The organism is Pseudomonas sp. GW822-FHT02G04 (assembly GCF_058802085.1).
The window spans coordinates 148,687-175,382 of the sequence record NZ_JBXANU010000007.1 but is presented as its reverse complement, the minus strand read 5'-3'; the positions used below and the strand labels follow the sequence as shown (position 1 = coordinate 175,382).

23 protein-coding genes are annotated in these 26,696 nt (G+C 60.1%); 10 read left to right on the top strand and 13 right to left on the bottom strand.

Features of this window, described 5'->3' with window-relative positions:
* Nucleotides 1-75: 75 nt before the first annotated feature.
* A complete protein-coding gene (locus tag AC1RO5_RS12510) occupies nt 76-1,389 on the bottom strand; it encodes an MFS transporter (protein ID WP_493175165.1) in 1,314 nt (437 codons plus the stop codon).
* Between the two features lie 335 nt (nt 1,390-1,724).
* Between AC1RO5_RS12510 and AC1RO5_RS12505 the strand changes: the two genes are divergently transcribed.
* The 3 genes from AC1RO5_RS12505 (at nt 1,725) to AC1RO5_RS12495 (ending at nt 5,418) form a co-directional block, all read left to right on the top strand.
* The gene (locus AC1RO5_RS12505; protein ID WP_493175163.1) at nt 1,725-3,422 is read left to right on the top strand and encodes an acid phosphatase; all 1,698 of its coding nucleotides are present in this window, start codon (nt 1,725-1,727) and stop codon (nt 3,420-3,422) included.
* A 117-nt stretch (nt 3,423-3,539) separates the two neighbouring features.
* A complete protein-coding gene (locus AC1RO5_RS12500; protein ID WP_493175161.1) occupies nt 3,540-4,712 on the top strand; it encodes a hypothetical protein in 1,173 nt (390 codons plus the stop codon).
* Nucleotides 4,713-4,893: 181 nt separating this feature from the next.
* Nucleotides 4,894-5,418, top strand: coding sequence for an SET domain-containing protein-lysine N-methyltransferase (locus AC1RO5_RS12495; RefSeq protein ID WP_493175158.1), 525 nt, complete (start codon nt 4,894-4,896; stop codon nt 5,416-5,418).
* Between the two features lie 7 nt (nt 5,419-5,425).
* Here AC1RO5_RS12495 and can read toward each other — a convergent pair whose 3' ends face one another.
* On the bottom strand, nt 5,426-6,070 hold the full coding sequence (gene can, locus AC1RO5_RS12490; RefSeq protein ID WP_493175156.1) for a carbonate dehydratase: 645 nt from the start codon (nt 6,068-6,070) through the stop codon (nt 5,426-5,428).
* 183 nt (nt 6,071-6,253) lie between these two features.
* Here can and AC1RO5_RS12485 point away from each other — a divergent pair, with 183 nt between their 5' ends.
* A complete protein-coding gene (locus AC1RO5_RS12485; protein ID WP_493175154.1) occupies nt 6,254-6,658 on the top strand; it encodes a serine kinase/phosphatase in 405 nt (134 codons plus the stop codon).
* Nucleotides 6,659-6,680: 22 nt separating this feature from the next.
* Here the strand turns inward: AC1RO5_RS12485 and rimI are convergent, their stop codons facing one another.
* Both rimI and AC1RO5_RS12475 read right to left on the bottom strand, forming a co-directional pair.
* Complete coding sequence (rimI, locus tag AC1RO5_RS12480) at nt 6,681-7,133, bottom strand: ribosomal protein S18-alanine N-acetyltransferase (protein WP_018929537.1); 453 nt, start codon at nt 7,131-7,133, stop codon at nt 6,681-6,683.
* Entirely contained in the window at nt 7,126-7,872 is a 747-nt protein-coding gene (locus AC1RO5_RS12475; protein WP_493175241.1) for an energy transducer TonB, read from the bottom strand. The genes rimI and AC1RO5_RS12475 overlap by 8 nt, the downstream gene beginning before the upstream one ends.
* Before the next feature lie 220 nt (nt 7,873-8,092).
* Between AC1RO5_RS12475 and mksB the strand changes: the two genes are divergently transcribed.
* The 3 genes from mksB to mksF are packed head-to-tail and all read left to right on the top strand — an operon-like array spanning nt 8,093 to nt 12,898.
* Complete coding sequence (gene mksB, locus AC1RO5_RS12470; protein ID WP_493175152.1) at nt 8,093-9,370, top strand: Mks condensin complex protein MksB; 1,278 nt, start codon at nt 8,093-8,095, stop codon at nt 9,368-9,370.
* Nucleotides 9,360-10,061 carry an Mks condensin complex protein MksE gene (gene mksE / locus AC1RO5_RS12465; protein WP_493175150.1) on the top strand — a complete coding sequence of 234 codons (702 nt, stop codon included), beginning with the start codon at nt 9,360-9,362 and terminating at the stop codon, nt 10,059-10,061. Before mksB ends, mksE begins: the two co-directional genes overlap by 11 nt.
* Nucleotides 10,058-12,898: an Mks condensin complex protein MksF gene (mksF, locus tag AC1RO5_RS12460; protein ID WP_493175148.1), complete on the top strand. Its 2,841-nt coding sequence runs from the start codon at nt 10,058-10,060 to the stop codon at nt 12,896-12,898. Before mksE ends, mksF begins: the two co-directional genes overlap by 4 nt.
* A 117-nt stretch (nt 12,899-13,015) precedes the next feature.
* Here the strand turns inward: mksF and garD are convergent, their stop codons facing one another.
* The 4 genes from garD to kdgD form a co-directional block, all read right to left on the bottom strand.
* A complete protein-coding gene (gene garD / locus AC1RO5_RS12455; protein ID WP_477813785.1) occupies nt 13,016-14,569 on the bottom strand; it encodes a galactarate dehydratase in 1,554 nt (517 codons plus the stop codon).
* A gap of 11 nt (nt 14,570-14,580) precedes the next feature.
* Nucleotides 14,581-15,948, bottom strand: a complete 1,368-nt coding sequence (locus AC1RO5_RS12450) for an MFS transporter (RefSeq protein WP_096481114.1) — start codon at nt 15,946-15,948, stop codon at nt 14,581-14,583.
* A gap of 183 nt (nt 15,949-16,131) precedes the next feature.
* A complete protein-coding gene (locus AC1RO5_RS12445; protein WP_493175146.1) occupies nt 16,132-17,577 on the bottom strand; it encodes an aldehyde dehydrogenase family protein in 1,446 nt (481 codons plus the stop codon).
* A gap of 73 nt (nt 17,578-17,650) precedes the next feature.
* Nucleotides 17,651-18,562: a 5-dehydro-4-deoxyglucarate dehydratase gene (kdgD, locus tag AC1RO5_RS12440; protein WP_493175144.1), complete on the bottom strand. Its 912-nt coding sequence runs from the start codon at nt 18,560-18,562 to the stop codon at nt 17,651-17,653.
* A gap of 235 nt (nt 18,563-18,797) precedes the next feature.
* Here kdgD and AC1RO5_RS12435 point away from each other — a divergent pair, with 235 nt between their 5' ends.
* Entirely contained in the window at nt 18,798-20,129 is a 1,332-nt protein-coding gene (locus AC1RO5_RS12435) for a phospholipase (RefSeq protein WP_493175142.1), read from the top strand.
* Nucleotides 20,130-20,143: 14 nt separating this feature from the next.
* Nucleotides 20,144-20,335, top strand: a complete 192-nt coding sequence (locus AC1RO5_RS12430; RefSeq protein ID WP_493175138.1) for a hypothetical protein — start codon at nt 20,144-20,146, stop codon at nt 20,333-20,335.
* Nucleotides 20,336-20,394: 59 nt separating this feature from the next.
* Here the strand turns inward: AC1RO5_RS12430 and AC1RO5_RS12425 are convergent, their stop codons facing one another.
* From AC1RO5_RS12425 to AC1RO5_RS12410, 4 genes are all read right to left on the bottom strand, one after another.
* Complete coding sequence (locus AC1RO5_RS12425; protein WP_493175136.1) at nt 20,395-21,144, bottom strand: FadR/GntR family transcriptional regulator; 750 nt, start codon at nt 21,142-21,144, stop codon at nt 20,395-20,397.
* Nucleotides 21,145-21,250: 106 nt separating this feature from the next.
* Nucleotides 21,251-22,978, bottom strand: a complete 1,728-nt coding sequence (locus tag AC1RO5_RS12420; protein ID WP_493175134.1) for an ABC transporter ATP-binding protein/permease — start codon at nt 22,976-22,978, stop codon at nt 21,251-21,253.
* A gap of 96 nt (nt 22,979-23,074) precedes the next feature.
* Nucleotides 23,075-23,635 carry a response regulator transcription factor gene (locus tag AC1RO5_RS12415; RefSeq protein WP_017336511.1) on the bottom strand — a complete coding sequence of 187 codons (561 nt, stop codon included), beginning with the start codon at nt 23,633-23,635 and terminating at the stop codon, nt 23,075-23,077.
* A complete protein-coding gene (locus tag AC1RO5_RS12410) occupies nt 23,628-24,890 on the bottom strand; it encodes an ATP-binding protein (RefSeq protein WP_493175131.1) in 1,263 nt (420 codons plus the stop codon). Before AC1RO5_RS12410 ends, AC1RO5_RS12415 begins: the two co-directional genes overlap by 8 nt.
* A gap of 394 nt (nt 24,891-25,284) precedes the next feature.
* Between AC1RO5_RS12410 and AC1RO5_RS12405 the strand changes: the two genes are divergently transcribed.
* Nucleotides 25,285-26,004, top strand: a complete 720-nt coding sequence (locus AC1RO5_RS12405) for an SIMPL domain-containing protein (protein ID WP_493175129.1) — start codon at nt 25,285-25,287, stop codon at nt 26,002-26,004.
* Between the two features lie 251 nt (nt 26,005-26,255).
* Here the strand turns inward: AC1RO5_RS12405 and AC1RO5_RS12400 are convergent, their stop codons facing one another.
* Nucleotides 26,256-26,606 carry an NIPSNAP family protein gene (locus AC1RO5_RS12400; RefSeq protein ID WP_493175127.1) on the bottom strand — a complete coding sequence of 117 codons (351 nt, stop codon included), beginning with the start codon at nt 26,604-26,606 and terminating at the stop codon, nt 26,256-26,258.
* Nucleotides 26,607-26,696: the final 90 nt, after the last annotated feature.

The window sequence follows — 26,696 nt, the reverse complement described above, 5'->3', positions numbered from 1 at the left end:
ACCATCGGCTTTGCGGGTATTTTCTGAAGAGTGTTTCAGGGTTGTCCTACAAAAATAGTGGCAGCACAAATAACCTCATGCCGCACCAGCCACCGCACAGCGCCCGACTCGCGGCATTCGCGCACCGAAATACACCGCACTGCTGATGCCCACGGCCCCCATCACCGCGCAGAAGATCACACAAATCCACGGACTCCACGGCATCAGACCGATCAACAGCAGCGGTGTGACACTCGCCCAGGCGGCGTAGGCAATGTTGTAGGTGAAGGAAATCCCCGAGACGCGAATCCGCGCCGGGAACAGGCTTACCATCACTGACGGCACTGCGCCGACCACCCCACAACCAAGGCCGGCCACCGCATAGGCCAGACCGATCCACTGGCCTTCAATGATCAGACAGGTATAGAGCACGCCGATGCCCAGAGGCAGCAGCAGGCTATACAGCATCACCGTGCGCCAGGCGCCGATACGATCGACGAGCAGCCCGGCGAGCACACAGCCAATATTCAGAAAGACGATGCCCAAGGCACTCAGGGCGAAGGTATGGCTGGCGGTCATGCCGAAGGTTTTCTGCATCATGGTCGGGGTGATGACCACAAACACCACCACGGCCGAGGTCAGCACGCAGGTGAGGATCATCGCCGGCAGCATCGCCAGACGGTGTTCACGCAGAACCGTGCGCAGCGGCAACTCGACAGCGGCCTCGCGCTGGGCCTGCATCGCCATGAACACCGGGGTTTCGCTGAGCCAGCGGCGCAGCCAGACACCGATCACGCCAAACACACCGCCCAGCAGAAACGGGTAACGCCAGGCGTAATCGAGGATTTGCGCCGGGGTGAACGCCTGAGCCAGAAAAGTCGCCGTCAAGGCGCCGATCAGGTAACCGAAGGTCAGCCCCGCCTGCAGGAAACCGAGGGCATAACCGCGATGCCCGACCGGCGCGTGCTCAGCGACGAACACCCAGGCGCTCGGCACTTCACCGCCCACCGCCGCGCCTTGCAGGACCCTCAGGACCAACAGCAACAGTGGTGCGAAATAGCCGATCTGGGCGTAGGTCGGCATGATCCCGATCAGCAAGCACGGCAACGCCATCATCAGAATACTCAGGCTGAACACCTTCTTGCGTCCCAACCGGTCGGCGAAATGCGCCATCAGGATCCCGCCCAACGGGCGCGCCAGGTAGCCTGTGACGAAGATCCCGAAGCTTTGCAGCAGACGCAGCCACTCGGGCATTTCCGGCGGGAAGAACAGTTGGCTGAGGGTCAGCGCGAAAAATACGAAAATGATGAAGTCGTAGATTTCCAGCGCACCGCCCAAGGCTGCAAGCCCCAGGGTCTTGTAGTCCGAACGAGTGAAGGGCGCCGGGCGCGCATTGATGTTGGCAGTCATGTAAAAGAACTCTGGCAGGCAAAAAACCAAGGCGCCCATGGTCTACGCAAATGCGCTTGTGGACAACCCGTGCTCGCGCTGGGCTGCGTAGCGGCCCAAAAGTCTGATAACCATCGCCTATTTTTGTGAGTGCTACGCACTCAAGCGGGAGCAAGCTCCCTCGCCACAGGTTTCCTTGACTCAAGACGCTCTTGAGTGAACAGCATTGAGTGTGTGAGCGGGCTTGCTCCCACACTGGCGACTCATTGCATTCAGAGCCGTCACCCCGCTGTCACACCTCGCTGCTAGCGTCCCGCTGAAATATATTGAAACATTTATGCAAGACAGGACTCGGCATGAACGACGAAAAAGACCGCAACGACGCCCCCTCCCCGCAAACAGATACGCCCACCGACACCAGTCGCCGCCGCTTCCTGGGTGGCGTGGCGGTACTCGGTGTCGGCGCGACCCTCAGCGCTTGTGGCAGTCATGGCGATGAGTCGGGTAAACCGGTCGAACGCCTGCTTTCACCTGTCGAATTGGACAAAGCCCTACGCGACCAGGTGAAAACCGTGGTGGTGATCTACGCCGAGAACCGTAGTTTCAATAATCTGTTCGGCGACTTCCCCGGCGTCGAGAAACCGCTCTCGGGCCTCAAACCTGTCGAATATCAGCAGCGTGATCGCGATGGCAGCCTGTTGCAGACCCTGCCGCCAGTCTGGGGCGGCGTGCTGCAGATCGGCCCGCAAACCCTCGATGGCGTGACTTACCCCAGCGCAACCCAGTTCCAGGAACACCTGCCTAACGCGCCCTTTGCCCTCAAAGGTCCGAACGCAGAAGACTTACCGTTTGGCCTGGTGACGCGCGACCTGTGGCATGCGTTCTATCAGAACCAGATGCAGATCAACGGTGGCAAAAATGACGGCTTTGTCGCCTGGGCCGACTCCGGTGGCCTGCCCATGGGGCATTACGCCCAGAGTCGATATTCCCTGCGGCTGTGGGACGTTGCCCAAGAGTTTGTGCTCTGCGATAACTTTTTCCAGGGGGCTTTCGGCGGCTCGTTTCTCAACCATCAATACCTGATCAGCGCCACCGCGCCGTTCTATCCGGACGCCGTCAACTCGGTGGCCAAGACACAGATCGCCACGCTGCAAAGCGATGACCCGGCCGATCCACGCCTCAAGCCTCTGGAACAATCCCCGGCCAGTGCCATGACCGCCCCACCCCAATTCGGCCCCAGCGCGCTGACACCGGACGGCTATGGGGTCAACACGCTGGCTCCGCCGTACTGGCCGACCTGGATTCGCGACCCCGAGCGCCCGGCGTACGCCAAGCCAGACCTGCCGAATGTCATGGTCCCCCAGGCCCACGAACACATCGGCGACAAGCTCTCGAAGAAAAACATCGACTGGGCCTGGTACGCTGGAGGTTGGCAGGCGACGCTGGATCAGTACAAGGACTCTGGCGGCATTCCGAAAATCCCGAACTTCCAGTATCACCACCAGCCGTTCAACTACTTCAAGCAGCAGGGGCCGGAAAACCCGCTGGAGCGCGACAAACGTCTACGGGATGCGGGGTTGGGCGATGAGTCGAATACCAACAAGTTCTTCGCCGATGCCGAGGCGGGCACGTTGCCGGCGGTGAGTTTCTACAAACCCCAGGGCAACCTGAACATGCACGCAGGTTACGCCGATGTAGCGTCCGGCGACCGGCACATCGTCCGCGCCTTGAAAGTGCTGCGGGAAAGCCCGCAGTGGAAAAACATGGTGGTCGTGGTCACGGTCGATGAGAACGGCGGTTGGTGGGATCACGTCGCACCGCCCAAGGGCGACCGTTGGGGGCCGGGCTCGCGGGTACCGACGCTGGTGGTTTCGCCGTTTGCGCGCAAGGGCATGGTAGATCACACGGTCTATGACACTGGCTCGATTCTGCGGTTGATCACCCGGGTGTTTCAGCTTGAAAAGCTCGATGGGCTCAGGCAGCGGGACGATGCCATGATTGCCCGTGGCCAGAAACCCATGGGCGATTTGAGCAATGCACTGCACTTTGCCTGATGAAGGAGGGGGCTCTGACTGGCGATCTTTTCACTTGTGTACTAGACCGTTCAACACAACTAGTTTCAGTATGTACCCGCCCCACCTCCGAGGGCTCACGCTGAAAAGGATCTGAGCATGTTCAAACTCGCAGGATTCACCCTCGCCGCGCTTACCCTGAGTGCCGCCGCTCACGCCGATGTCGATCTGAATCTGGGCAGTACCGAACGCGTCACTCGGCTGTTCGCCTACCCCAACAACTGCAACGTCATCTGCTTCCGCAACTGGACACTGGAGCAGACCGTCGAGCATTACCTGACCCAAAGCGTACAACGCGATGGCTACAAGACCGCAAAAGTGCTGGTCAAAACCGAAAACAAGCAGCTCCACGCCCATATCAGCGGTGTGCCCAAAGGCTATGACAAGCCATTGAGCGCATTGCTCAATGCCGGGGATTTGGCCTACAACGGCGCCAACAAGCTGAGTGCCGATGGCAAATGGACCTATAACTGGTACCTGTTCCTGCCGCTGGGCATGGCGCTGGAAAACCGCAAAAGCGTCGAACTGCTGCACTTCCCGCCGGATTATTCCCTGACCCAGGCCCAGGACTATCTGGAGTCCAAGACCACCGACCGCTGGGCCGCGCTGCTGACCGCCAACAACATTCCTGCCGACCAGACGCCGGCCTATCAGACCATCATCGACATCGCGCCGATTGCCGCGCCGTCCACCGCTGGCAAGGATCTGGAAGGCGTCTACAACTACTTCACGGACTACCAGACCACCATGGTCAAGGAAGTCAGCCAGAATGCCAAAGGCGCTGCATTGCCAATGGTCGCCTTTGGTTCACCGGTGCGTAACTGGATCAAGCAACAATACGGACAGACTGTGGACGTGCTGGGCCTGGCAACCATCATCCCGAGCAAGGGTGTTGCGGTACCCGTACTGGGTTCCAACCACCCGAGCTACATCTGGTACGCCGCCGACCCCGAAGCCTATAGCGGCGATGATGCACAGGCCAAGGCCGACGCCGCGGGGCTGAAAGTCATGGGGCAGGATTTGAGTGCCGCGTGCTGGCAAGCCGGGATGGGCAGCAAACCGGGCAGCAACCCAGCCGATCAGCTGAAACGATGCACTCAAACCTGGCAAGTGACCCAGAAAGAAAAAACCTGTGAACTGTTCTACACCTCGATCCGCAACCTGACACCTGAACAGGCGGTGGCCAAGTGCGCAACAGCGCCGGTCAAATCCGAGCTGAAACAGCTGCAGACCCCGGTTCTTGTGACATCCGCACCTGCCCCACACTTGTAAAACGCTGAAAGTCTTTCCCGCGTGAGCCATGGCTGACGCGGGAAAGGGCTTTTTTCGCCTGTCATATCTGACAGTAGACCGGTTGTTTCATTTGCGAGAGGCTTGGGGCGTACCCATGTGCTGCAGAGCTGACAGGAAGTCAGCTAAAGGACGTCGTAGCACCCAGCCGACAAGGATTGTTATGAGAACCCGTGCCGAACAAGAAATAACCCTACCGCCATCCAATGGCATCTATCCCTTTGTAGAGTTGCCCCTTCGCCTTGGATTCCCCTCCAAAGACGACTTTGAAATCATCTACAACGCTGAGGGATCGGCAATGGCGGTCGCGGCACTGCGCGAGTTCCCCCGCATCAGCCGAATCTGCCGGGTTTCCGGACATCTATTGCCCTATCGCTGCCGACACACCCGGCAGTTGGCGCCGGGAATCCATGTCTACGATCCGTGCTTCAGTGGTCTGCTGAGTCACTCCTGCGACCCCAACGTCTTTCTCGATATGAGCGAGCTGTGGTTATGGGCGCTCAAAGACATCAAAAAGGGTGACCGACTGACGATGGATTTCGCCGCGACAGAAGACAAGCTGCTGCGGCAGTTCGCCTGCCGCTGCGGTTGTCCCTGCTGCCGTGGCTGGATCATCGGCTACGACGAGTCGCCGAATGCCAATGGAGAACAGTTCTTTCAACACTGGCGTCGGCGAAGTCTCATCTGAATGGCTTTTACAACGCCTCGACCGGGCGCAAACGGTACTGCGGTGGCAACTGCTCGAAACCGCTGATGGTAGCGTTCAGGCTCTTCCAGCGACCGTCCTTGATGCCATAGATGCAGCCGTGGATCGACAGGCTCTGCCCGCGATGCCAGGCGTTTTGGACAATACTGGTGTGACCGACGTTGGCCACCTGCTGAATCACGTTGAGCTCGCAGAGACGGTCGACCCGCTCTTCTTCGGAGGGCAATTTGGCCAGTTCGTCGCGTTTTTCATAGTAGAGATCACGAATCGAGCGCAGCCAGCCGTCGATCAGGCCCAACTGACGATCCTGCATCGAGGCGCGTACACCGCCGCAACCATAGTGGCCGGTCACCAGAATGTGTTTGACCTTGAGTACATCCACCGCATACTGAATCACCGACAGGCAGTTGAGGTCGGTGTGCAGCACCACGTTGGCCACGTTGCGGTGCACGAACAGATCGCCCGGCAGCATGCCGACGATCTCGTTGGCTGGCACGCGTGCATCGGAACAGCCGATCCACAGGTATTCCGGGGTTTGCTGACGGGCTAGCTTGGCAAAGAAATCAGGATCTTCGCGGGTGATCGCATCAGCCCAGCGCTCGTTGTTATCAATCAGATCTTGTAAGTCGTTCATGCAATGAAGCCTCGAGAATGATGCACTGCTTTGACAGACAACCGCCTGTCGGGGTCACGCACGAGATGCAGATCCCCCTGATGCCCTGATGTATGTAACGGCTAGCCGGCGCTCCATGCCCGCGGGAATTCTCGGCAGTCCAGTGGGTCAATTGTAGTAGGGCCTACAGTATGAGGAATAGCCATGACTGATTCACGACGTCCGTTCGATAAGGAGCAACCCGAGCCCATCGACGACGATGAAGACCGCATGGGCTCGGTGCATGAGCTGGATTTCGACGAGGAAGAACCCGGCACCAGAATCGGCGACCTGATCCCCGAACGCGAGCGTGCGCAGAAGATGCCCGACGAGCGCATCCGTAAAGCTGGCATGACCGGGGCCTCGACCAACGACAATGACGTCACCGACGATGACTTGAGCCCGGAAACCCTGATCCGTGAAGACGGCGCACGGGATGCCCACGAAGCGGGTGAAGACGGCCAGGCGGATTGGGACTTGAGCATCGTCGATGAGGATGATATCGGCGCAGGCACCGGGCTGGATGAAGCGGAGTTGGCCCGGCGGGATCCGTTGGACGGCAAGCCTTGATCTGGATGCCAATGCAGGGGGATCAATCAACCAGGGTGCAGGCCATCACCACGGCATCTTCTCGCCCGCCAACCGCCGGGTAGTAATCCCGCCGACGCCCGATCTCGTTAAACCCATACCGCTCATACAACCGAAACGCCGCCCGGTTGCTGTCGCGCACTTCCAGAAAACATTCCCGCGCCTCAGCCTTGTAGGCAATCGACATCAAATGCTCCAGCAGCGTCAAGCCCAGGCCGCGGCCCTGATTTTCCGGTTTGACGGTGATGTTCAGCAGATGCGCCTCATCAAGGATGATCTGCACTACGCCATGACCGACCTGCTGCTGCCCTTCGAACATCAGCCAGATCTGATACTTGCCCAGGCCATCGAGAAAAATCCCGCGGGTCCAGGGATGGCTGTAGGCCGCGTATTCGATTTTCAGTACAGCGTCCAGGTCCGCCTCGGTCATCGGGCGGAACGATACAGCGTCACTCATTCGATTCTTTCCAACGCGCCATCAGCCGACGCATGGCTTGCCAGACATCAGCCTTACGCTGTGGCTCTTCCATTAATAACTCCAGGCCCGGCAAGGCCCAGACCGACCCCAGGCCTTCGACCTGAAGTTCACGGTTGAAGGATTCGGCGTTAGCCTCACCGGCAAAACGCACCGCCGGCAGGCCGATCAGCCACAGGCAGACGCACGGTGCGTCTTCCAGGCGGGCCGACAGAAAACCCTGGACGAAATCCCGAGCCGCTTCCGGCCCTTGGTCCATCGTGCCGCGAGCCAGCAGCGGCCAGCGCACCGGCTCGCCGACGATCTGCGGGCTGTCCGGCAGGCCGGCGGCGCGCAGCATGTCTTTTAGCAACAGATAAGCGGGATCGCGGGTCTGGAAAGTTTCGCCTGTGGGTAACTCCACCAGCAACAGGCAGCGACCGGCTCGCAGCAATTGCAGAGCGAAACGCGGTGGCGGCACTGGCGCAGCCTTGGCGACGAGCGGTGCCTCTTCGCTCTCTTGCGTCGCTTTGCTTGCTGGTTTTCCAGCCGATGGCGTCGGCCGTTGCACCTCGATTTTCACCCGCTCGGCCGGTTTGACCACAGGTTCCACGGGTGTTTGCGCTACCGGAGCAGGCGTCACCGGGACGACGACCAACGGTTCAGGCGTCTCCAGCAGCTCGGGCCGCGATGGCGCAGCAAAGGGCAATTCGGTGCGCGGCAGCCAGTTGACCACCTGCATGGCGGTCAAATAAGCGCGACGACGGGACTCGATAAGCAAAGGTCGGCCACTTGTGGATAACTAAAGTGCGGTGATTCTACCGCCCTTCGCTCAAGATCGCCCACGCTTGATCGATAGACTTCACCGATAGAAGAAGCGACAGCCCATCCCGAGAGTGAATCGACACGGCTGCGATGAAGTACAATCGCGGCTTTTAATTGCCAACCAGCCGGCCATTCCGATGATCGAACCCAAGCGCGTCTTGCGCGCCCTCGCTGAACACTGGGCACTTCTGGAGCCACTGTGCGAGCACTTCGACCAAGGCACCCTGAGCCTCAACGAACTGCGTTCACAGTTGGCCGCCCAGCAACTGGACAGCACACCGCAGGACATCACCAGCCTGCTGGACGTGTGGATTCACCTCGACATTCTGGTTCCCGTGGCGAAAAGTCCGAACCGTTTCGAGCTCAACGCGCAGATTCACGACTTCCTCGCTTACCTGCGCCGTGAGCACCGTCTGGGCCTGTGCCTGGAAATCGAAGCCTATCTGCGCCACCTCGAACGCCTGGCCGGTTACATCCAGGACGCCTTCGACATTCGCGACGGCAACGATCTCGCGCGCCAGTTGCGCCTGCTCGACATGCGTGTGCGGGACGTGCTGAAGAAACTCGCCAACGACGAACAGGCCTTGGTGGCCGTCGCCGAGCGGGCCAAGACCAGCGACCGGCAGATTCCGCTGCGTCAGCGTTATGCTGAAGTGCTGGCGACCTGGGACGAATACGTCGAACCGATGATCCAGCTGGTGAATGCCGACGGCGCCTTCGAACAAGGCGTGCGTAAAGTTGAGAACGTGTTGTTGCGCATGCTCACCGAACAGCAGCGCCTCGGCCATCTGGTCGACGACGACATGCTGCTGCGCACCCACGCGCGCATCCTCGAAATGCAGACCAGCGCCCAGCTGACTTTGCGTCACGCCCGCGAACTGCTGCTGCCGCTGCGCGAAGAAGCCCGCCGGCACAACGCCGTGACCCGTGGCGCAGCCCTGGCGTTGTCGGCCATTCGTCGTAAAGGCATCGATGCGGTGCCACAAGCCGCGATGCCGCTGTTCACCCGCCCGCAAAGCACCTTCCTCGGTAGCGCCAGTCAGGTCGAGGCCTACGTGTATGCGCTGGCCCGGTTCGAACCGAAACCGGCGCGCTTCCCCAAGGCCCACAAGACCCAGAAAGGCGAGGCCCCGCGCGCGCCACGTACCGTTCGCGAAATGCTCGAACGCTGCGAAAACGCCCTGCCGATGCCGGATCTGATGAGCTGGCTGCTGGAGCAGGAACCGGACGGCGCTACAGACGAATTGCTCTACTGGTTCTCGCGCCTGTCGCGGGAAAAACGCTTCAAGCGCGAGCGTCTGGAACGCCGCGATTACCACACTCACGAGCATCAGGTCAGCCTGTGCTCCTTCGCCCTGCTCTCGGCCCGCGACACCGCCGCCGAGGATTCTGCGAGCATCCCAAATGCATCTTGATCTATCCGAACTGTCCCAGCTGGCGCCGATTTTTCGCGAGCTGTTCAAGGGCTACCACGTCAGCCGCCGCGACCCTGAACTGTACGCGCAACTGTCGAACTTCCAGGACCAGTACCGCACGCTGTTCAAGGCATTGGGCTTTGAACTGGTCTGCGATACCCGTGGTTTCTACTACTTCGTGCCGGACCTCGCCGCCGCCGCAGTGAACAAGACTGCCCAACGACTGGCGCTGTTCACCTTCATCCTCGTCGAGCACCTGGCCGATCAGGGCCGAGACCCGGTCGCCGTACTCGACGGCGGCAGCCTAGGTCGCGATGAATTGCCGTCGTTGCTGGAGAAGTACCGCGACCTGTTCATCCAGGCCGAAGTGCAGACCGTCGAAGAACTCGAAGAAAAGATCATGCGCCGCATGACCCAGCTCGGTTTCGCCGGCGAAGAAAACGGTGTCTACCGTTTCCTGCCGCCGATGCACCGCTTCCTCGATGTCTGCCTGTCGGTCCAGCAAGACCGCGACCTGGCCGCCAGCCTGCACAGCGTGCTGCCATTGCCGGCGCCGGTACTGATCGACGAAGACAGCGACGAAAAACTGCTGCAGACCGACGACCCGCTGGACCTCAGTGAATTCGAAGGTGAAAGCGAAGAAGACGCCCTGGCCCGCGCCATTGCCGAAGAACAGGAGACCGACGCATGAGCAAGGAACGCTACGGCATTCGCCGCTTTGCCCTTTTGAACACCGCCGGTTACAGCCTCGGCCTGTTCCCGCTGGAAGAGCCGCTGTCGGTCTACGGCGCGAACAACCTCGGCAAATCCGCCTCGATCAACGCCTTGCAGTTCCCGATCCTGGCGCGCATGTCGGACATGAGTTTCGGCAAGTACAGCCTGGAACAATCCCGTCGCTTCTACTTCGCCTCGGACACCAGTTACATCCTCGTTGAAGTGTCGCTGCCCCACGGCCCGCACGTCATCGGCGTGGTAGGTCGCGGCCCGGGCGGTGGTTTCGGCCACCAGTTCTTTGCCTATGCCGGCAAACTGGATCTGGCGCATTACCAGAAGAACGATACCTGCCTGCGCCAGAAAGAACTGTTCACCAACCTTGAACGCGAAGGCCTGAAAGCCTACGAGTTGAAGCCTGATGAGCTGCGTCGCTTGCTGGTCGGCGGTCACACCTCGATTCCGCTGGACCTGACGCTGATCCCGCTGCGCTCCACCAGCGAGCAGAGCCTGAAGACCTTCCGCGCCCTGTTCATCAACCTGCTGCACATGCGCGAAATCACCGCGGCCAAGCTCAAGCAGCTGTTCCTCGATGCCTTCGAACACAGCCTGCGTTCCGGCAGTGTCGACTACATCGCCGCGTGCGAAGAAGCGTTCCGCGATGTTCGTCGCATGGAGCAGGATTACAACTCGCTGGTCACTGCCGGCCCATTGGTCGAAGCCCTTGCGGCAGGCGTGACCCAGCGCAATATCCTGCGCGGCAAGTTGCACCGCATCTCTCCGCTGCTCGACTCCTTGCTTGGCACCTGGTCGGACTACGCCAGTGCGCGCAAGGAAGAACTGACGATTCAGGCCGAGCATTACCGCAACGAGCAGGACGCCCTGCAAAACGATCAACGCGGCGGCACTCAAGAGCTGATGCGTCTGGAACGGGAAATCACCGGTATCCAGCGCTGGCTCGGCGAGTTGTCGGTGCTCAAGCATCGCTTCGCGCTGGTCGATGACGTCAAAGTCCTCGAACAGCAATTGCTTGCCGCCAAGGACGCGCACGACGAACTGGCCGGTGCGCTGGCACAGTCGCGGCAGTTCTCTGCCGAAGACCTGGAAGAGCGTCTGCGGGATCTGGAAAAACGCCTGAAATCGGTGAAGCAACAACTCGATCACGCCGACAACAACAGCTACGCCCGCCTGCGCGAAGAGTTCTCGCAACAGGACGTCGAGCGCCTGATGCGCCTGTTCAACAGCGCGCTGTTCAGCCTGCCGCTGGGCGAACATGGCATCACGCTGGACGAGGACGGTCAGTGGGTCAAATCCATGGAATTGATCCTCGACGGTTTCAAAGGCGAGCGCTTCGAAGTGCCGGGCCTGTCCATCGACATCTCGCACATCGAGCCGCCAGCGCTGCAAGCCCTGGCCGACCGTGCCGCATTGCGCGATCAGAAAGAGCGTCTGGACAAAGAACTCAAGCAACTGAAAACCCAGCAAGCCGTAGCAGCCGACCGTGCGGCCAGCAAGACCCAGACCGAGGCGCTGTACCAACAGGTGCTGGATGCGCAGAAAGCCCTGGAAGACTTCCGCCGCGCGCAAACCCTGAGCGCCGAGGAAGGCGACAAGCTTGAGCAACTGGCGCAGATGGAAGCGGCGCAGGACGAATTGAAGCGTTCAAGCGATGCGTTCACCGAACGCGTCCAGCAACTGTCGGCCAAGCTGCAACTGGTCGGCCGGCAGATCGGCGACATGGAAGCCAAGCAACGCACCCTCGACGATGCCCTGCGCCGCCGTCAGCTGTTGCCGGCTGACCTGCCGTTCGGCACGCCGTTCATGGACCCGATCGACGATTCCATGGACAACTTGCTGCCGCTGCTCAACGACTATCAGGACAGCTGGCAAGGTTTGTTGCGCAGCGACGGTCAGATCGAAGCGCTGTACGCCCAGGTCCGCCTCAAAGGCGTGGCCAAGTTCGACAGCGAAGACGATATGGAACGTCGCCTGCAACTGCTGATCAACGCATACGCGCACCGCACCGATGAAGCCCTGACCCTCGGCAAGGCGCGCCGCGCCGCAGTCACTGACATCGCCCGGACCCTGCGCAACATCCGCAGCGACTACGACAGCCTCGAACATCAACTGGCGCTGTTCAACCGTGAGATCAACAAGCGTCAGGTTTCCAACCTGCAAAGCTTCCGTATCGTGCTCGCGCCGAACAAGGAAGCGCTCAAGCACATTGACCAGATCATCCACAGCGCCGGTCAATACGAAGAAGGCGAAACCCTCTCCGTCTTCGACTTGAGCCAAAGCGCCGAGCAGGACAACAAGAACGAAGAAGCCAAGGAATACCTGGCGCGGCTGGTGGCGGCGAACCACAACCAGCTCGGTCTCAAGGACTTGTTCGAACTGGCCTTCGAGATCACCAAGGTCAACGGTCAACCGGTGATTCACACCGACATCGACGGCGCGGCGTCCAACGGCACCACCATGACCATCAAGGCGCTGACCAACATGTACTTGTTGCTGCACTTGATGGACCGCGACCAGGCCGGCCGCGTACGCCTGCCGTACTACCTCGACGAGGCAGCGGATATCGATGAGAAGAACCAGGCCGCATTGCTGGAAACCAGCCTGCAATTGGGCTTCGTGCCGATCCTGGCGAGTGTGAAGCCGCAAGTCTGCGCCAGCGTCGCCATCGACCTGGAAGGCGGCAGCGGCCCGAACGGCATCTACATCGACGAGGCGGACTGGAAGTACATCCGTCGCCACGATGAAGTGAAAGCAACGGTCAACGTCCAGGCGGATGAACCGGAGCTGGATGCGGTCTGACGCCTGAATCGAAGCCAATAAAAAGGCCGCGATCCAATATGGATCGCGGCCTTTTTATTTATGGGTACATTCTTGAAACCTTCGGTGAGCTCCATGGCCCCTTCGCGGGACGCGGCCTTACGTGATCGGTGCCGGGTTGAACAGGGTGATATCGTTATGCAGCTTGTGCTGCTCCGCCCACGTCTGTTTCTTGCCGCTGGCCACGTCCAGGTAGTAGTGGAACAACTCCCAGCCGAGGTCTTCGATCGACGCTCGCCCGGTGGCAATCCGCCCGGCATCGATGTCGATCAGGTCCGGCCAGCGCTGCGCCAGTTCTGTGCGAGTCGACACCTTCACCACTGGCGCCATCGCCAACCCATAAGGCGTACCACGCCCGGTGGTGAACACATGCAGGTTCATCCCCGCCGCCAACTGCAACGTCCCGCAGACAAAATCACTGGCCGGGGTCGCGCAGAAAATCAGCCCTTTGCGCTTGAACCGCTCCCCTGGGCCAAGCACCCCGTTGATCGCGCTGCTGCCGGATTTGACGATCGAGCCCAAGGACTTCTCGACAATGTTCGACAACCCGCCCTTCTTGTTCCCCGGCGTGGTGTTGGCGCTGCGATCCGCTTCGCCCTTGGCCAGATAACGGTCGTACCAGTCCATTTCCCGCACCAGTTCCTGAGCGACTTCTTCGGTTTCCGCCCGGGACGTCAGCAGGTAAATCGCATCGCGCACTTCGGTGACTTCGGAAAACATCACCGTCGCACCGGCCCGCAGCAACAAGTCCGAGGCATAGCCCAAGGCCGGGTTGGCGGTGATCCCGGAGAATGCATCGCTGCCGCCGCACTGCATGCCGAGGATCAGCTCGGACGCCGGCACGGTTTCCCGGCGACGTTGATCAAGCTTCTTCAAACGGGTTTCGGCCAGCGCCATGATCTGCTCGATCATCTCGGTGAAACCGTGACTGGAATCCTGCAAGCGATACAGCCACGGCTCGCTCAAATCCACCGAGCTGTCGTTGTCATGCATCACCTGCCCGGCCTGCAATTTCTCGCAGCCCAGGCTGATCACCAGCGCCTCGCCACCCAGGTTCGGGTTGCGCGCCAGATTACGCACGGTGCGGATCGGGATGTACGCGTCGGTGGCGGTGATCGCCACGCCGCAGCCGTAACTGTGGGTCAACGCCACCACGTCATCGACGTTCGGGTACTTGGGCAGCAACTCGTCCTTGATGCGTTTTACCGCGTGATCCAGCACGCCGGTGACGCACTGCACGGTGGTGGTGATGCCGAGAATGTTGCGCGTGCCGACGGTGCCGTCGGCGTTGCGATAGCCCTCGAAGGTGAAGCCTTCCAGCGGTGCCTGCGCGGCCGGCACTTCGGTGGACAGCGGCAAGCTGTCCAGCGGTGGCGCGGTGGGCATGCGCAGTTGATCTTCCTTGACCCAGCTGCCGCGAGGAATCGGCTGCAACGCGTAGCCGATCGTCTGGCCGTAACGAATCACCTGGCCGCCCTCGGGAATGTCCTCGAGGGTGACCTTGTGGCTCTGCGGCACGAAATCCACGGTGACCAGGCCATCGGGGAATTCGGTGCCGGCCGGCACGCCCTGATCGTTGACCACGATCACCACATTGTCCCGCTCGTGCAGGCGGATGTAGCGCGGCGAGTCGGAATGTTCAATCAACTGCATGACGCCGCTCCTCAGGAATGCGCTTCAGATAACTTGCTGTTCGTTTCAGGACCGCTGGCCGGCGGCTCTTTGAGCACAACGCGTTTGATCGGGCCAACGATCACCAGATAACTGAATACCGCGACCAACGCGTTGCAACCGACGAACACCAGCGCCCACTTGAACGAGCCGGTGGAGCTGATGATGTAGCCAATGACGATCGGCGTGGTGATCGACGCAATGTTGCCGAAGGTGTTGAACAGGCCACCACTGAGACCGGCGATCTGTTTTGGCGAGGTGTCGGACACCACCGCCCAACCCAGCGCACCGACGCCTTTGCCGAAGAACGCCAGGGCCATGAAGCCGACCACCATCCATTCAACATCGACATAGTTGCAAGCCACGATGCTGCTGGACACCAGCAGGCCGGCGATGATCGGCGCTTTGCGGGCGAAGGTCAGCGAGTGGCCCTTGCGCAGCAGATAGTCGGAAATCACCCCGCCGAGCACGCCACCGATAAACCCGCAGATTGCCGGCAACGAGGCAATAAAACCGGCCTTGAGGATGGTCATGCCGCGTTCCTGCACCAGGTACACCGGGAACCAGGTCAGGAAGAAATAGGTGATGCCGTTGATGCAGTACTGGCCCAGATACACACCGAGCATCATGCGGTTGGTCAGTAACTGGCGGATGTAGTCCCACTTCGGACCGTCGACCTTTTTGCCTTTGCCCTTGTCCTGGTCCATGTCGACCATGCCGCCGTTGTCGGCGATGTGCTTGAACTCGGCGTCATTGATCATCGGGTGTTGACGCGGACTGTGGATAACTTTCAGCCAGATCCCCGAGAAGATGATGCCGATCACGCCCATGACGATAAACACATGCTGCCAGCCAAAGCTGTAGACGATCCAGCCCATCAGCGGCGCAAACAATACGGTGGCGAAGTATTGCGCCGAGTTGAAGATCGCCGAGGCGGTGCCGCGTTCAGCGGTCGGGAACCACGCTGCCACAATGCGTGCGTTGCCGGGGAAGGATGGCGCTTCGGCCAGGCCCACCAGAAAGCGCAGCATGAACAGCGCGACGACGGCGGTGGAAAGCCCGAACTCACCGACATAACCTTGCAGTACGGTGAACAGCGACCAGGTGAAGATGCTCAGGGCATAGACTTTTTTCGAACCGAACCGGTCCAGCAGCCAGCCACCGGGAATTTGCCCGGCCACGTAGGCCCAACCGAATGCGGAGAAGATATAACCGAGAGTGACCGCGTCGATGCCGAGGTCTTTTTGCAGGCTGGAGCCGGCGATCGCGATGGTCGCCCGGTCGGCGTAGTTGATCGTGGTCACCAGAAACAGCATGAGCAGGATCAAATAGCGGACGTGAGTCGGCTTGGTCGATTGCATTGTAGATGTACTCCCACTGATTATTTTTATGCGCGGGTGAAACTGTTGTGTTCCCTGTGTAGGAGCTGCCGAGTGAAACGAGGCTGCGATCTTTTGATCTTTAAAAGCAAAGATCGCAGCCTCGTTTCACTCGGCAGCTCCTACAGGGGTGCGGTATCGATGCCGATACGGCGGTGTTTCCTGTCAGGAGCCGATGTAGCTGGTCTTCACGACCGTGTAAAACTCTTGCGCATAGCGACCTTGCTCACGTGAGCCATAGGATGAACCTTTACGCCCACCGAACGGAACGTGGTAATCCACGCCGGCGGTCGGCAGGTTGACCATCACCATCCCGGCCTGGGAGTGGCGCTTGAAGTGGTTGGCGTACTTCAGCGACGTGGTGGCGATACCCGCCGACAGTCCGAACTCGGTGTCGTTGGCCATTTCCAGTGCAGCGTCGTAATCCGCTACGCGAACGATGTTGGCCACCGGGCCGAAGATCTCTTCGCGGCTGATGCGCATCGCAGCTTCGCTGTCGGCAAACAGCGTCGGGGCGAGGAAGTAGCCCTCGGTGTCGCACGTCACCAGCCCACCACCGCTGACCAGACGCGCACCTTCGGACTGGCCGATGTCGATGTACTTCAGGTCCTGTTCCAACTGCGCTTGCGACACCACTGGGCCGATGTCGGTGCCGGACTTCAACGCGTGGCCGACCTTGATCGACTTCATCCGCTCGGCCATGGCTTCGACGAACTTGTCGTGAATCCCGGCGGTGACGATGAGGCGGCTGGACGCGGTGCAACGCTGACCGGTGGAGTAGAACGCGCTCTGTACCGACAGTTCGACCGCTTGCTTGAGGTCGGCGTCGTCGAGAATGATCTGCGGGTTCTTGCCGCCCATCTCCAGCTGCACCTTGGCCTGGCGCGACACGCAATTGACTGCGATTTGCCGGCCCACGCCAACCGAACCGGTGAAGCTAATGCCATCGACTTTCGGGCTGTTGACCAGCGCCTCGCCGACCACTCGACCGCTGCCCATCACCAGGTTGAACACGCCGGCCGGAAAACCGGCGCGGGAGATGATTTCCGCCAGCGCCCAGGCACAGCCCGGCACCAGATCGGCCGGTTTCAGCACCACGCAGTTGCCGTAAGCCAAAGCCGGAGCGATTTTCCACGCGGGGATCGCGATCGGGAAGTTCCATGGAGTGATCAGGCCGACCACGCCCAGAGCTTCGCGAGTGACTTCGACATTGACGCCCGGACGCACCGACGGCACGTAGTCACCCGACAGGCGCAGGCATTCACCGGCGAAGAACTTGAAGATGTTGCCGGCGCGGGTCACTTCGCCGATGGCTTCGGGCAGGGTCTTGCCCTCTTCCCGGGCCAGCAATGTGCCGAGCTCTTCGCGACGGGCGAGAATTTCGCTGCCGACTTTATCCAGTGCATCGTGCCGAGCCTGAATCCCGGAAGTGGACCACGCCGGAAACGCGGCGCGAGCGGCGTCGATGGCGGCGTTGACTTGAGCCAGGTCGGCCTTGGCGTAGTCACCGATGGTGTCGGTCAACTCCGACGGATTGATGTTGCTGGAATATTCGGCGCCGGCGACCCATTGGCCACCGATGTAGTTGTCGTAACGCTTCAAATCAGCCACGGCTTGCACCTTTTAAAAGAAGTCCTCACGCAAAAAGCCGCTGATTGCTCAGCGGCCCTGGTTTTATCGAGTGTTACTGCGCACCCTGCTTGTCGATCAGCGCGGCGAGCATTTCGAACTCTTCGCCCGTCAGATCGGTCAGCGGTGCACGCACCGGGCCTGCGTCATAGCCGGCGATTTTTGCCCCGGCCTTGACGATGCTCACCGCGTAACCGGCCTTGCGGTTGCGGATATCCAGGTACGGCAGGAAGAAGTCGTCGATGATCTTGCCGACGGTGGCGTGATCTTCGCGGGCGATGGCGTGGTAGAAATCCATCGCGGTTTTCGGGATGAAGTTGAACACCGCCGACGAGTAAACCGGCACGCCCAAAGCCTTGTAGGCCGCGGCGTAGACTTCAGCGGTCGGCAAGCCACCCAGGTAGCTGAAGCGATCGCCGAGGCGGCGACGGATCGACACCATCAGTTCGATATCGCCCAGGCCATCCTTGTAGCCGATCAGGTTCGGGCAGCGTTCGGCCAGACGTTCCAGCAACGGAGCGGTCAGGCGGCAGACGTTGCGGTTGTAGACCACCACGCCGATCTTCACCGATTTGCACACGGCTTCAACGTGGGCGGCAACGCCGTCCTGGCTGGCTTCGGTCAGGTAGTGCGGCAGCAGCAACAGGCCTTTGGCGCCCAGGCGCTCGGCTTCCTGAGCGTACTCGATAGCCTGGCGGGTCGAACCGCCGACACCGGCGAGGATTGGCACGCTGCTGGCGCAGGTGTCGACCGCAGTCTTGATGATTTCCGAATATTCGCTGGCCGCCAGAGAGAAGAACTCACCGGTACCGCCCGCGGCGAACAACGCTGAGGCGCCGTATGGGGCCAGCCATTCGAGACGCTTGATGTAGCCCGCGCGATGGAAGTCGCCCTGGGCATTGAAGTCGGTGACCGGGAACGACAGCAAGCCGGAAGAGAGGATGGACTTCAGTTCTTGTGGATTCATTATTCGAACACCCTGGGTAGCAACATTGTGTGAGAAAACCGTTCAGCCTTCGCCGAAGTTATAGGTCATCGTACAACTTAAAATACAACCGTCAACTGCATTTCATCGCTGCCCTCGGAATTTGAGTCAGAAAAGGTAACTCCTTGACGTAGGAGATTTCTCATCTACGATCCAGATAACTGTATATACATACAGTTAATTTGAACTTTGCCTACGACATATCAAGGAGCTAGAAATGTCAGGTCTACACGCACAACCGAAGGAAAACACCCGACAGATCATCGCCGATCTGGATGATCTTTTTACCGAGCACGGCATCGCCGTTTCCGGCGATGGCGCCACGCTTAAACTCACCGCCGGAAGTCATCACAGCCTCAAGCATCAGCGCCGTGGCCGGCTGCCGACGCCACCGAAAAACCCGCTGAAAGGCTTGCCCTCGTTGAGGTTCGAGGGTGCTGAACATACTGCGATCGGCGACAGCACCCTGCTGCGTTTCGCCAAGGATGCGCCTGCGCAACCGGCTTGGCAGGTGCCGTTGCATCTGCCCAATGGCCTGGCATTGACCTATGGTCAAGTGATCGCGCTGGGGGGTGATTTTTATGGAATTCCCGAGCAACCAATCAGCGAAGGTGCAACAGCCCAGGAGCGAATCCAGCGTTTTACCAACGCCTTCAACTCCCTGGCGATGCTGCCGGCGTCAAACGCCGAGGCGAAGCTGATTCTTGGTGTGATGCAAAAGGAAATCGCCGCGGTGAATCAGGCGATCAAGGACGGCAAACAGCCTCACGAGGCTTATGAGGCCCTCGGAGATACGTTGTCGGAAGAGTGGAACAAGATCACTGGCGGCGGCAGTTTCGTCTCGGCGTTATTCCCTTTGGGGCGTTATCTGAAACTGGCCGCCAACAATGCCGACCACTTTGGCGAATGGGCGCTGCTGGCTTACATCGCCGGGCACACGGCCGCGTTGCAACAAGCGGTGCTGGCCCACAACAGCGGCGATGAAAAGCAGTTGGAGCTGGCCTATGCGATGAACGCTTTTGCCGACCACTCCCTCACCGACCTGTTTTCCGCAGGGCATTTGCGAGTGCCGCGTAAACAGTTGGCGGCGGCGGTCACGCCGAGTGATCTGGGCTCGTTGATCACCCGCTTCATGCACGACGAAGACAGCAAGTTCGGCCTCAACGTGCGCAATGGCGACGGCGATCACTGGCACGCCTACGGCGACAAACGCTATTTCGACGCGATCGACAGCGCTAACCGCACGCAGGTGAATCAAGCGGTTCAGGTGTCTGCGGATGAAGTGTTCGCGGCGTATCTCAGTGGCCTTGCGCCGTCGCCCGGCAGCTTTGCTGCGCTGAAAAAGCTGCCGGACCTGCAAGCGGTGCTGAACCCGGCAGGCAATTTCTCGCCACTGTTCAGGGTCGAGGGCAGCAAGGTGTTGCGGCGCAAGGATGTCAACAACCTCAACGATACCGCGACCGTGGATGACTGGTGGGGCTGGAGCACATATCTGCTGCTCAAGGACTACAAACCAACCGGCGTGCTGAATTCAGCGGCCAATGCCTGATAAGGAGATCACTGATGACTATCAAATTGAAACTGGAATTGGCTTCTGGCCAATCGCTGAAAGGTGCGCCGCTGGAGTTGCTGTCGAAGGGCTTGCCGGTTGCTCGCGCGGTCGTGGATGACCAGGGGCATGCGGTCTTCGATGCCAAACCTGGGGCTGCTGAGTTGGCGGTGAGAGTGGATCGTTCGATTTTGAGGACTGACTGACATATTCCAGGAGGGCCACTGACCTCATCTGTCAGGCAACAAATCCCCAACCTGCAAGCCTATCCTCGCTGCGCCTGCGCCTCTTCATGTGCCTGGCGCAGCCGCTCACGGCTATTGGTCAGGTGCAAGCGCATCGCCGCCCGCGCCGCATCGGAATCCTGGCGGGCAATCGCGTCGTAAATCTCTTCGTGTTCACGGCTCAGACGACTCATGTAGTGTTGCTGGTCGTCATGGGCCAGGCGCGCGGAGTTGAGGCGTGTGCGCGGAATGATGCTGGTGCCCAAGTGGGTCATGATGTCGGTGAAGTAGCGGTTGCCGGTGGCCAGGGCGATTTGCAGATGGAACTGGAAGTCCGACGCCACGGCATCGCCGGCGTGGGCGGCACTTTCGTTGAGGGCGTCCAGCGCCTCACGCATCGCGGCCAACTGCTCGAGGCTGCGACGTTGCGCGGCAAGGCCGGCGGACTCCACTTCCAGGCTGATGCGCAGCTCCAGAATCGCCAATACATCGCGCAAGGTCACCACGGTCGCCGGGTCGATACGAAAGCCGCTCGGGCTCGGGGTGTCGAGCACGAAGGTGCCGATGCCGTGACGGGTTTCCACTTGCCCTGCGGCCTGCAAACGGGAAATCGCTTCACGCACCACGGTGCGGCTGACGCCATGGGCATTCATGATCGCCGACTCGGTGGGCAACTTGTCGCCACGCTTGAGCTGACCGTCGCGGATCTGCTCGGACAACACCGTCACCAATTCCTGTGCGAGGCTGCGGCGCTTGCGAGGGAGGCGAGGTGCGTCGATCGGGTTTTCCATGGTGAACATCGGTCTCGAAAAAGCGGCTGAAACCGCATCATAGCGCATGCAGGTTGTACGATCACCGTTGACCTGTGGGAGCGTGGCCTGCCACGCTCCCACAGGTTCAGGCAGTGACGGCCTGGTCCACCAGGTGGCCATTCTCGATGCGCACATGCCGTGGATGGAAACGTTTCAGGCTGCTGCGATGGCCGACGCTGACAATGCTCAAGCCCGGCAACTCATCGATCAACGCCTGATACAGCGACGCTTCATCCTCTTCATCCATCGCCGAAGTGGCTTCGTCCATGTACAGCCATTGCGGCGCATACAGCAGCGCACGGGCGAAGGCCAGGCGTTGCTGCTCACCCGGCGAGAGCATGCGCTGCCAGTGATTGGCTTCATCCAGACGCGAAACCAGGTGCGGCAAGCGGCAGGTTTCAAGCACGTGGACGTAGCGCTCGTGCGGGTAGGTGTCGCCCGGCTGTGGATAACTCAACGCCTCGCGCAGGCTGCCGATCGGCAGATAGGGCTTTTGCGGCAGGAACAGATAACGCGCTGTTGGCAGGCGGATGCTGCCGTGGCCGGTCGGCCACAGGTGCCCCATCGCCCGCAGCAAGGTCGATTTGCCGCTGCCGGAACGACCGCTGAGCATGACGCGCTCGCCCTCCTCCACGATCATGTCGGCATTGGTCAGCAGATGACGACCGTCAGCCAGGTCGAGACCAAGGTTGTGCACCCGTAGCGCCGAACCCTGATTCTGCACATCGATGGCCGGCGCGCGCTCTTCGTTGTCGGTCATGCCCTGACGGAAACTCAGCAGACGATCACAGGTGGCACGCCACTCGGCGAGGTCCTGGTACGCGCTGATGAACCAGCTGAAGTTCTCCTGCACGTTGCCGAACGCGGAGTTGATTTGCATCAGCTCTCCAAGCTCGATCTTGCCGGCGAAGTAACGCGGCGCGGCGACCATGAACGGAAAGATGATTGCGATCTGCGCATAACCGGCGGTGAAGAAGGTCAGGCGCTTGGACACTTTCATGATGTCCCAGAAATTGTGCCAGACCAGGCCGAAGCGGCTGCTCAGACGACGGTTCTCATTCGGTTCACCGTTGTACAGCGCAATGCTTTCGGCATTCTCGCGAACCCGTACCATGGAGAAACGCAGGTCGGCTTCGAAACGTTGCTGGTTGTTGTTGAGGCCGATCAAGCGACGACCGATCACATGCGTCAGCCAGCTGCCGACGGCGGCGTAAACCAGCGCGCACCAGAACATGTAGCCGGGGATCGTGAAGCCAAACACTTCAATGCTGCCCGACACGCCCCACAAAATGATCGAGAACGACACCAGGCTGACGACGTTACGGATCAGACCAAGGCCCAGGCCCAAGGTGTTGGTGGTGAATTTGTTGAGGTCTTCGGAAATCCGCTGGTCCGGGTTATCGGTGTAACCGCCCTGCTCCAGCTGGTAGTAATTCTTGTTGCCGAGCCAGCGGGCGAAGTGCTTTTCGGTGAGCCAGGCCCGCCAGCGAATGGTCAGCATCTGGGTCAGGTAAAGCCTGTACACCGCGCCGAGAATCGCCACGGCCGCGATGCCACAGAAATACAGGATCAATTGCCAGAACGCCGCTTCGTCCTTCTTCTGCAGGGCGTTGTAGAAATCCTTGTACCAACTGTTGATCCACACCGAAATCGCCACGCTGAACAATGACAGCGCGATCACCGCGATTAACAGCGTCCAGGCCTTGCCCTTCTCTTCGCTGCGCCAGTAAGGCGTGGTCATCGCCCAGACTTTGCGAAAAAACTGCCCGCGCACAGCATCATTGACCGCGGAATATTCAGCGTTCTGATTCATGGATAAGGCTCAATAAAGAAAAGAACACACACGAACCGATCATAGATGATCGGCTCGTGTGATCGCGAGGGCTGGCGATAACCGTTCAGCGCTCGTTCAGCGACGGACCGGGCGCTTCTGCAGTTTGCGCTGCAGCGTGCGGCGGTGCATGCCCAGGGCGCGGGCCGTGGCGGAGATGTTGCCTTCGTGCTCGGTCAGGACGCGCTGAATGTGCTCCCACTGGAGACGGTCCACGGACATCGGGTTTTCCGGCACCAGGGTGTCGAGGTCGGCGTGCTCGGAGAGCAACGCGGCCAGCACGTCATCGGCGTCCGCCGGTTTGCACAGGTAATTGCAGGCGCCGCGCTTGATTGCCTCGACGGCGGTGGCAATGCTCGAGTAACCGGTGAGGATCACCACGCGCATGTCCGGGTCGAGTTCGAGCAGCTTGGGCAGCAACACCAGGCCCGAATCGCCGTCCATTTTCAGGTCCAGCGCGGCGTAATCAGGGATATCGGCCTGGGCGATGGTCAGGCCCTCTTCGGCGGAACCTGCGGTGCTGACGCGAAAACCACGGCGGGCCATGGCGCGGGCCATCACGCGGGTGAAGGTTGCATCGTCGTCTACCAGCAGCAAATGCGGCAGTTCTTCGCCTTCAACTTGGATCTCGTCACTCATGTTCGTCTCCTCGGGCGACACGGGGCAGGCGCAGCTCGGTGAGCGTGCCGCCTTCCTCATGACTGTAGAGTTTCACTGAGCCGCCGGCGCGTGTCACGCTGGCCTTGCTCAAAAACAGGCCCAGGCCGAAACCTTTGCCCTTGGTGGTAAAAAACGGTTTGCCGATCTGCTCGGCAATGGCCAACGGCACACCGGCGCCATGGTCGCGAATGCTGATGGTCAGGTCTTCGGCAGTCCAGTCCAGGGTCACTTGCAAGCCTTCAGGGCAGGCATCGGCGGCATTGTTCAGCAGGTTCAACAGCGCTTGAGTCAAATCCGGCGGCGGCGCCATGCGCGGCACCGTGCCCTGGCCCAGACGCTGGAAGCGATAACTGGCCTCAGGACGCATCAGGTGCCAGCGGTTGAGCGCTTCGTCGAGCCAGTCGGTGACGTCCTGCATTTCCACCGCCATGCGACGGTTGGCTTCGGCGGCGCGCACCAGCTGCTGCAAGGTTTCCTTGCACAACTTGACCTGATCCTGCAAAACCTTCAAATCGTCCTGCAACATCGGGTCGGGGTGATCCTGCTGCATCTCTTTGAGCAACACGCTCATGGTCGCCAGCGGCGTGCCCAGTTCATGGGCGGCACCGGCAGCCTGAGTCGCGACGGCCAGTAATTGCTGATCTCGCAGGCCCTCTTCGCGGCGGATCGCACGCAGCTCTTCCTGACGGCGCAGCTCTTCGGCCATGCGTGCAGCAAAGAAGGTGATGACGGCGGCGGCCAAGGCAAAACTCAACCACATGCCGTAGATCTGCAGGTTTTCCCGGGCGATGGGGAAGGTTTCCAGCGGATAGAACCGCGCCAGCAGCAACGTATACAGCGCCAGGGCGATACCCGACAAAATCACCGAATAGCGCCACGGCAGCGTGACGGCGGCGATGGTCAGCGGCACCAGGTAATAAGAGACGAACGGGTTGGTCGAGCCACCGGAGAAAAACAACAAGGCGCTGTGGATAAACAGGTCGCAGGCCAGTTGCAGGGCGTATTCAAGCTCAGTGACCGGCCACGAAGTGCGCAGGCGCACGGTGGTGAACACACACAACAGCGTCGAACAGCCCAGTGTCATTGCCAGTTGCACCCACGGCAATGGCAGCAGTTCGAGCCAGTAGGCCAGGCCCACGGAGCCGGCCTGGGCGGCGAGCACCAGAATCCGGATGAAAGTCAGCCGCCAGAGGTTCTGGCGAGTGGCGGAAGTCAGTTGTACGGGGGCGAGCATGAGCTCTCCTGATGAGCGCTCCAGGCGGATCGCACGGAGTATAACCAAGCCGCGGGCCTGAGAGGCGAAAGTGCGGCAAACGACCACAGTTGCGGCTCATGGATTTATAAGTGAATGCTTCGCCGATGAGCCCCCCTGTGGCGAGGGAGCTTGCTCCCGCTGGACTGCGAAGCAGGCCCAAACCATTCAACCGGGTGAAACTGACAAACCACGCATACCGATTTTGCGACTGCTTCGCAGCCGAGCGGGAGCAAGCTCCCTCGCCACAAAAGCCCGGCACCGGTTGAGACTGTATAGAAGTTGTAACTGGGCGAACCGTATCGTTGAAGCTAGAGTCTGATGGTTTCACGCAGGTTCGGACCCTAACCCCTGCGCATCGTCCAAGGAGCTTTTCATGCACACATTGCGCCGCAGCGCCGCCCTTCTTGCCTTAAGCGTTGGCACCGCCGCCAGCCTCCCGGCCCTGGCCGTCGACGAGCTGCATTACAACCAGATCTCCCTGCGCGCCGAAGTCAGCCAGGAAGTGGCCCGCGACCTGATGATCGTGACCCTCTACACCGAAGAACAAAACACCGACCCGGCCAAACTCGCCGCCGACGTCAGCACCACCATGAACAAGGCACTGGCCCAGGCTAAACAAGTCAAAGACATCACCCTGCGCCAAGGCAGCCGCAACAGCTACCCGATCTACGACACCAAAGGCCAGAAAATCACCGGCTGGCGTGAACGCGCCGAACTGCGCCTGGAAAGCTCGGACTTCGCCGCCCTGTCCAAACTCACCGGCGAACTGCTCACCGACCTGAAAATGGGCGGCATGGACTTCGCCATCGCCACCCCAACCCGCAAAGCCAGCGAAGACGCCCTGCTCAAAGAAGCCGTTAGCGCCTTCAAGGCCCGCGCCCAACTCGCCACCGACGCCCTGGGCGGCAAGAGCTACAAAATCGTCAATCTGAACCTCAACAGCAACGGTTATCCACAACCGTACATGCGCGGGCCGATGATGATGAAAGCCGCCGCCGGCATGGATTCGGCACCGGTGACGCCAGAAGTTGAAGCCGGCACCAGCCAGGTCAGCATGACGGCGGATGGGGCGATTGAAGTGTTGATGCCTTGATGCAGTGGTGGGTCAGTCAGTTTTGTAGTGACTGATCCGCCGCCTTCGCGGGCAAGCCTCGCTCCTACGGGATTTTGTTGTACGCAGCATTTGTGTACTCCTACCCCCCGTAGGAGCGAGGCTTGCCCGCGAAGAACGATAACCCGGTAAAACTGACTGAACGCCTGCTTACCCCTGCGGATCGACCTTGTCCAACGCACGTTTCACCGACAACATGGTGAATGTCAGTGAATGCCTATGCTGATTGAGCATCAGCTCTGGATAGATTTATGGGAAGCTCTGATGGCATCAATCGCCTCTTGAGTGAGCGTCATAACAGTCGTTGTGCTTACTTCAATCCGACTGATGATGTCTGCCCTCGGACCTTGCTTCCAATCAGTACTTGAGTAAAAAAGATCTTGAGAGGCTTGGCGATGATTCTCGCTCTCGTAGGAGCGAATTAAGTGATAACTGTCATCGTCATGCAAAGAGCCGCCATAAGAAACAACATCCATACCCGCCTTTAAGTGAAGCGGAACGCTTGCTTCCCGCATTATTCGATGGAAATCCAATCCTGATCCCGGTTTCAAGGTGTACATCAGGATTTCAACAATTCGAGTCATTCCAAATCTTCCATGTGGGATTTCAGTTCCTGCCTAAGGATATATGCTGGCTGATCTGCCGCCTTCGCGGGCAAGCCTCGCCCCGCCCAA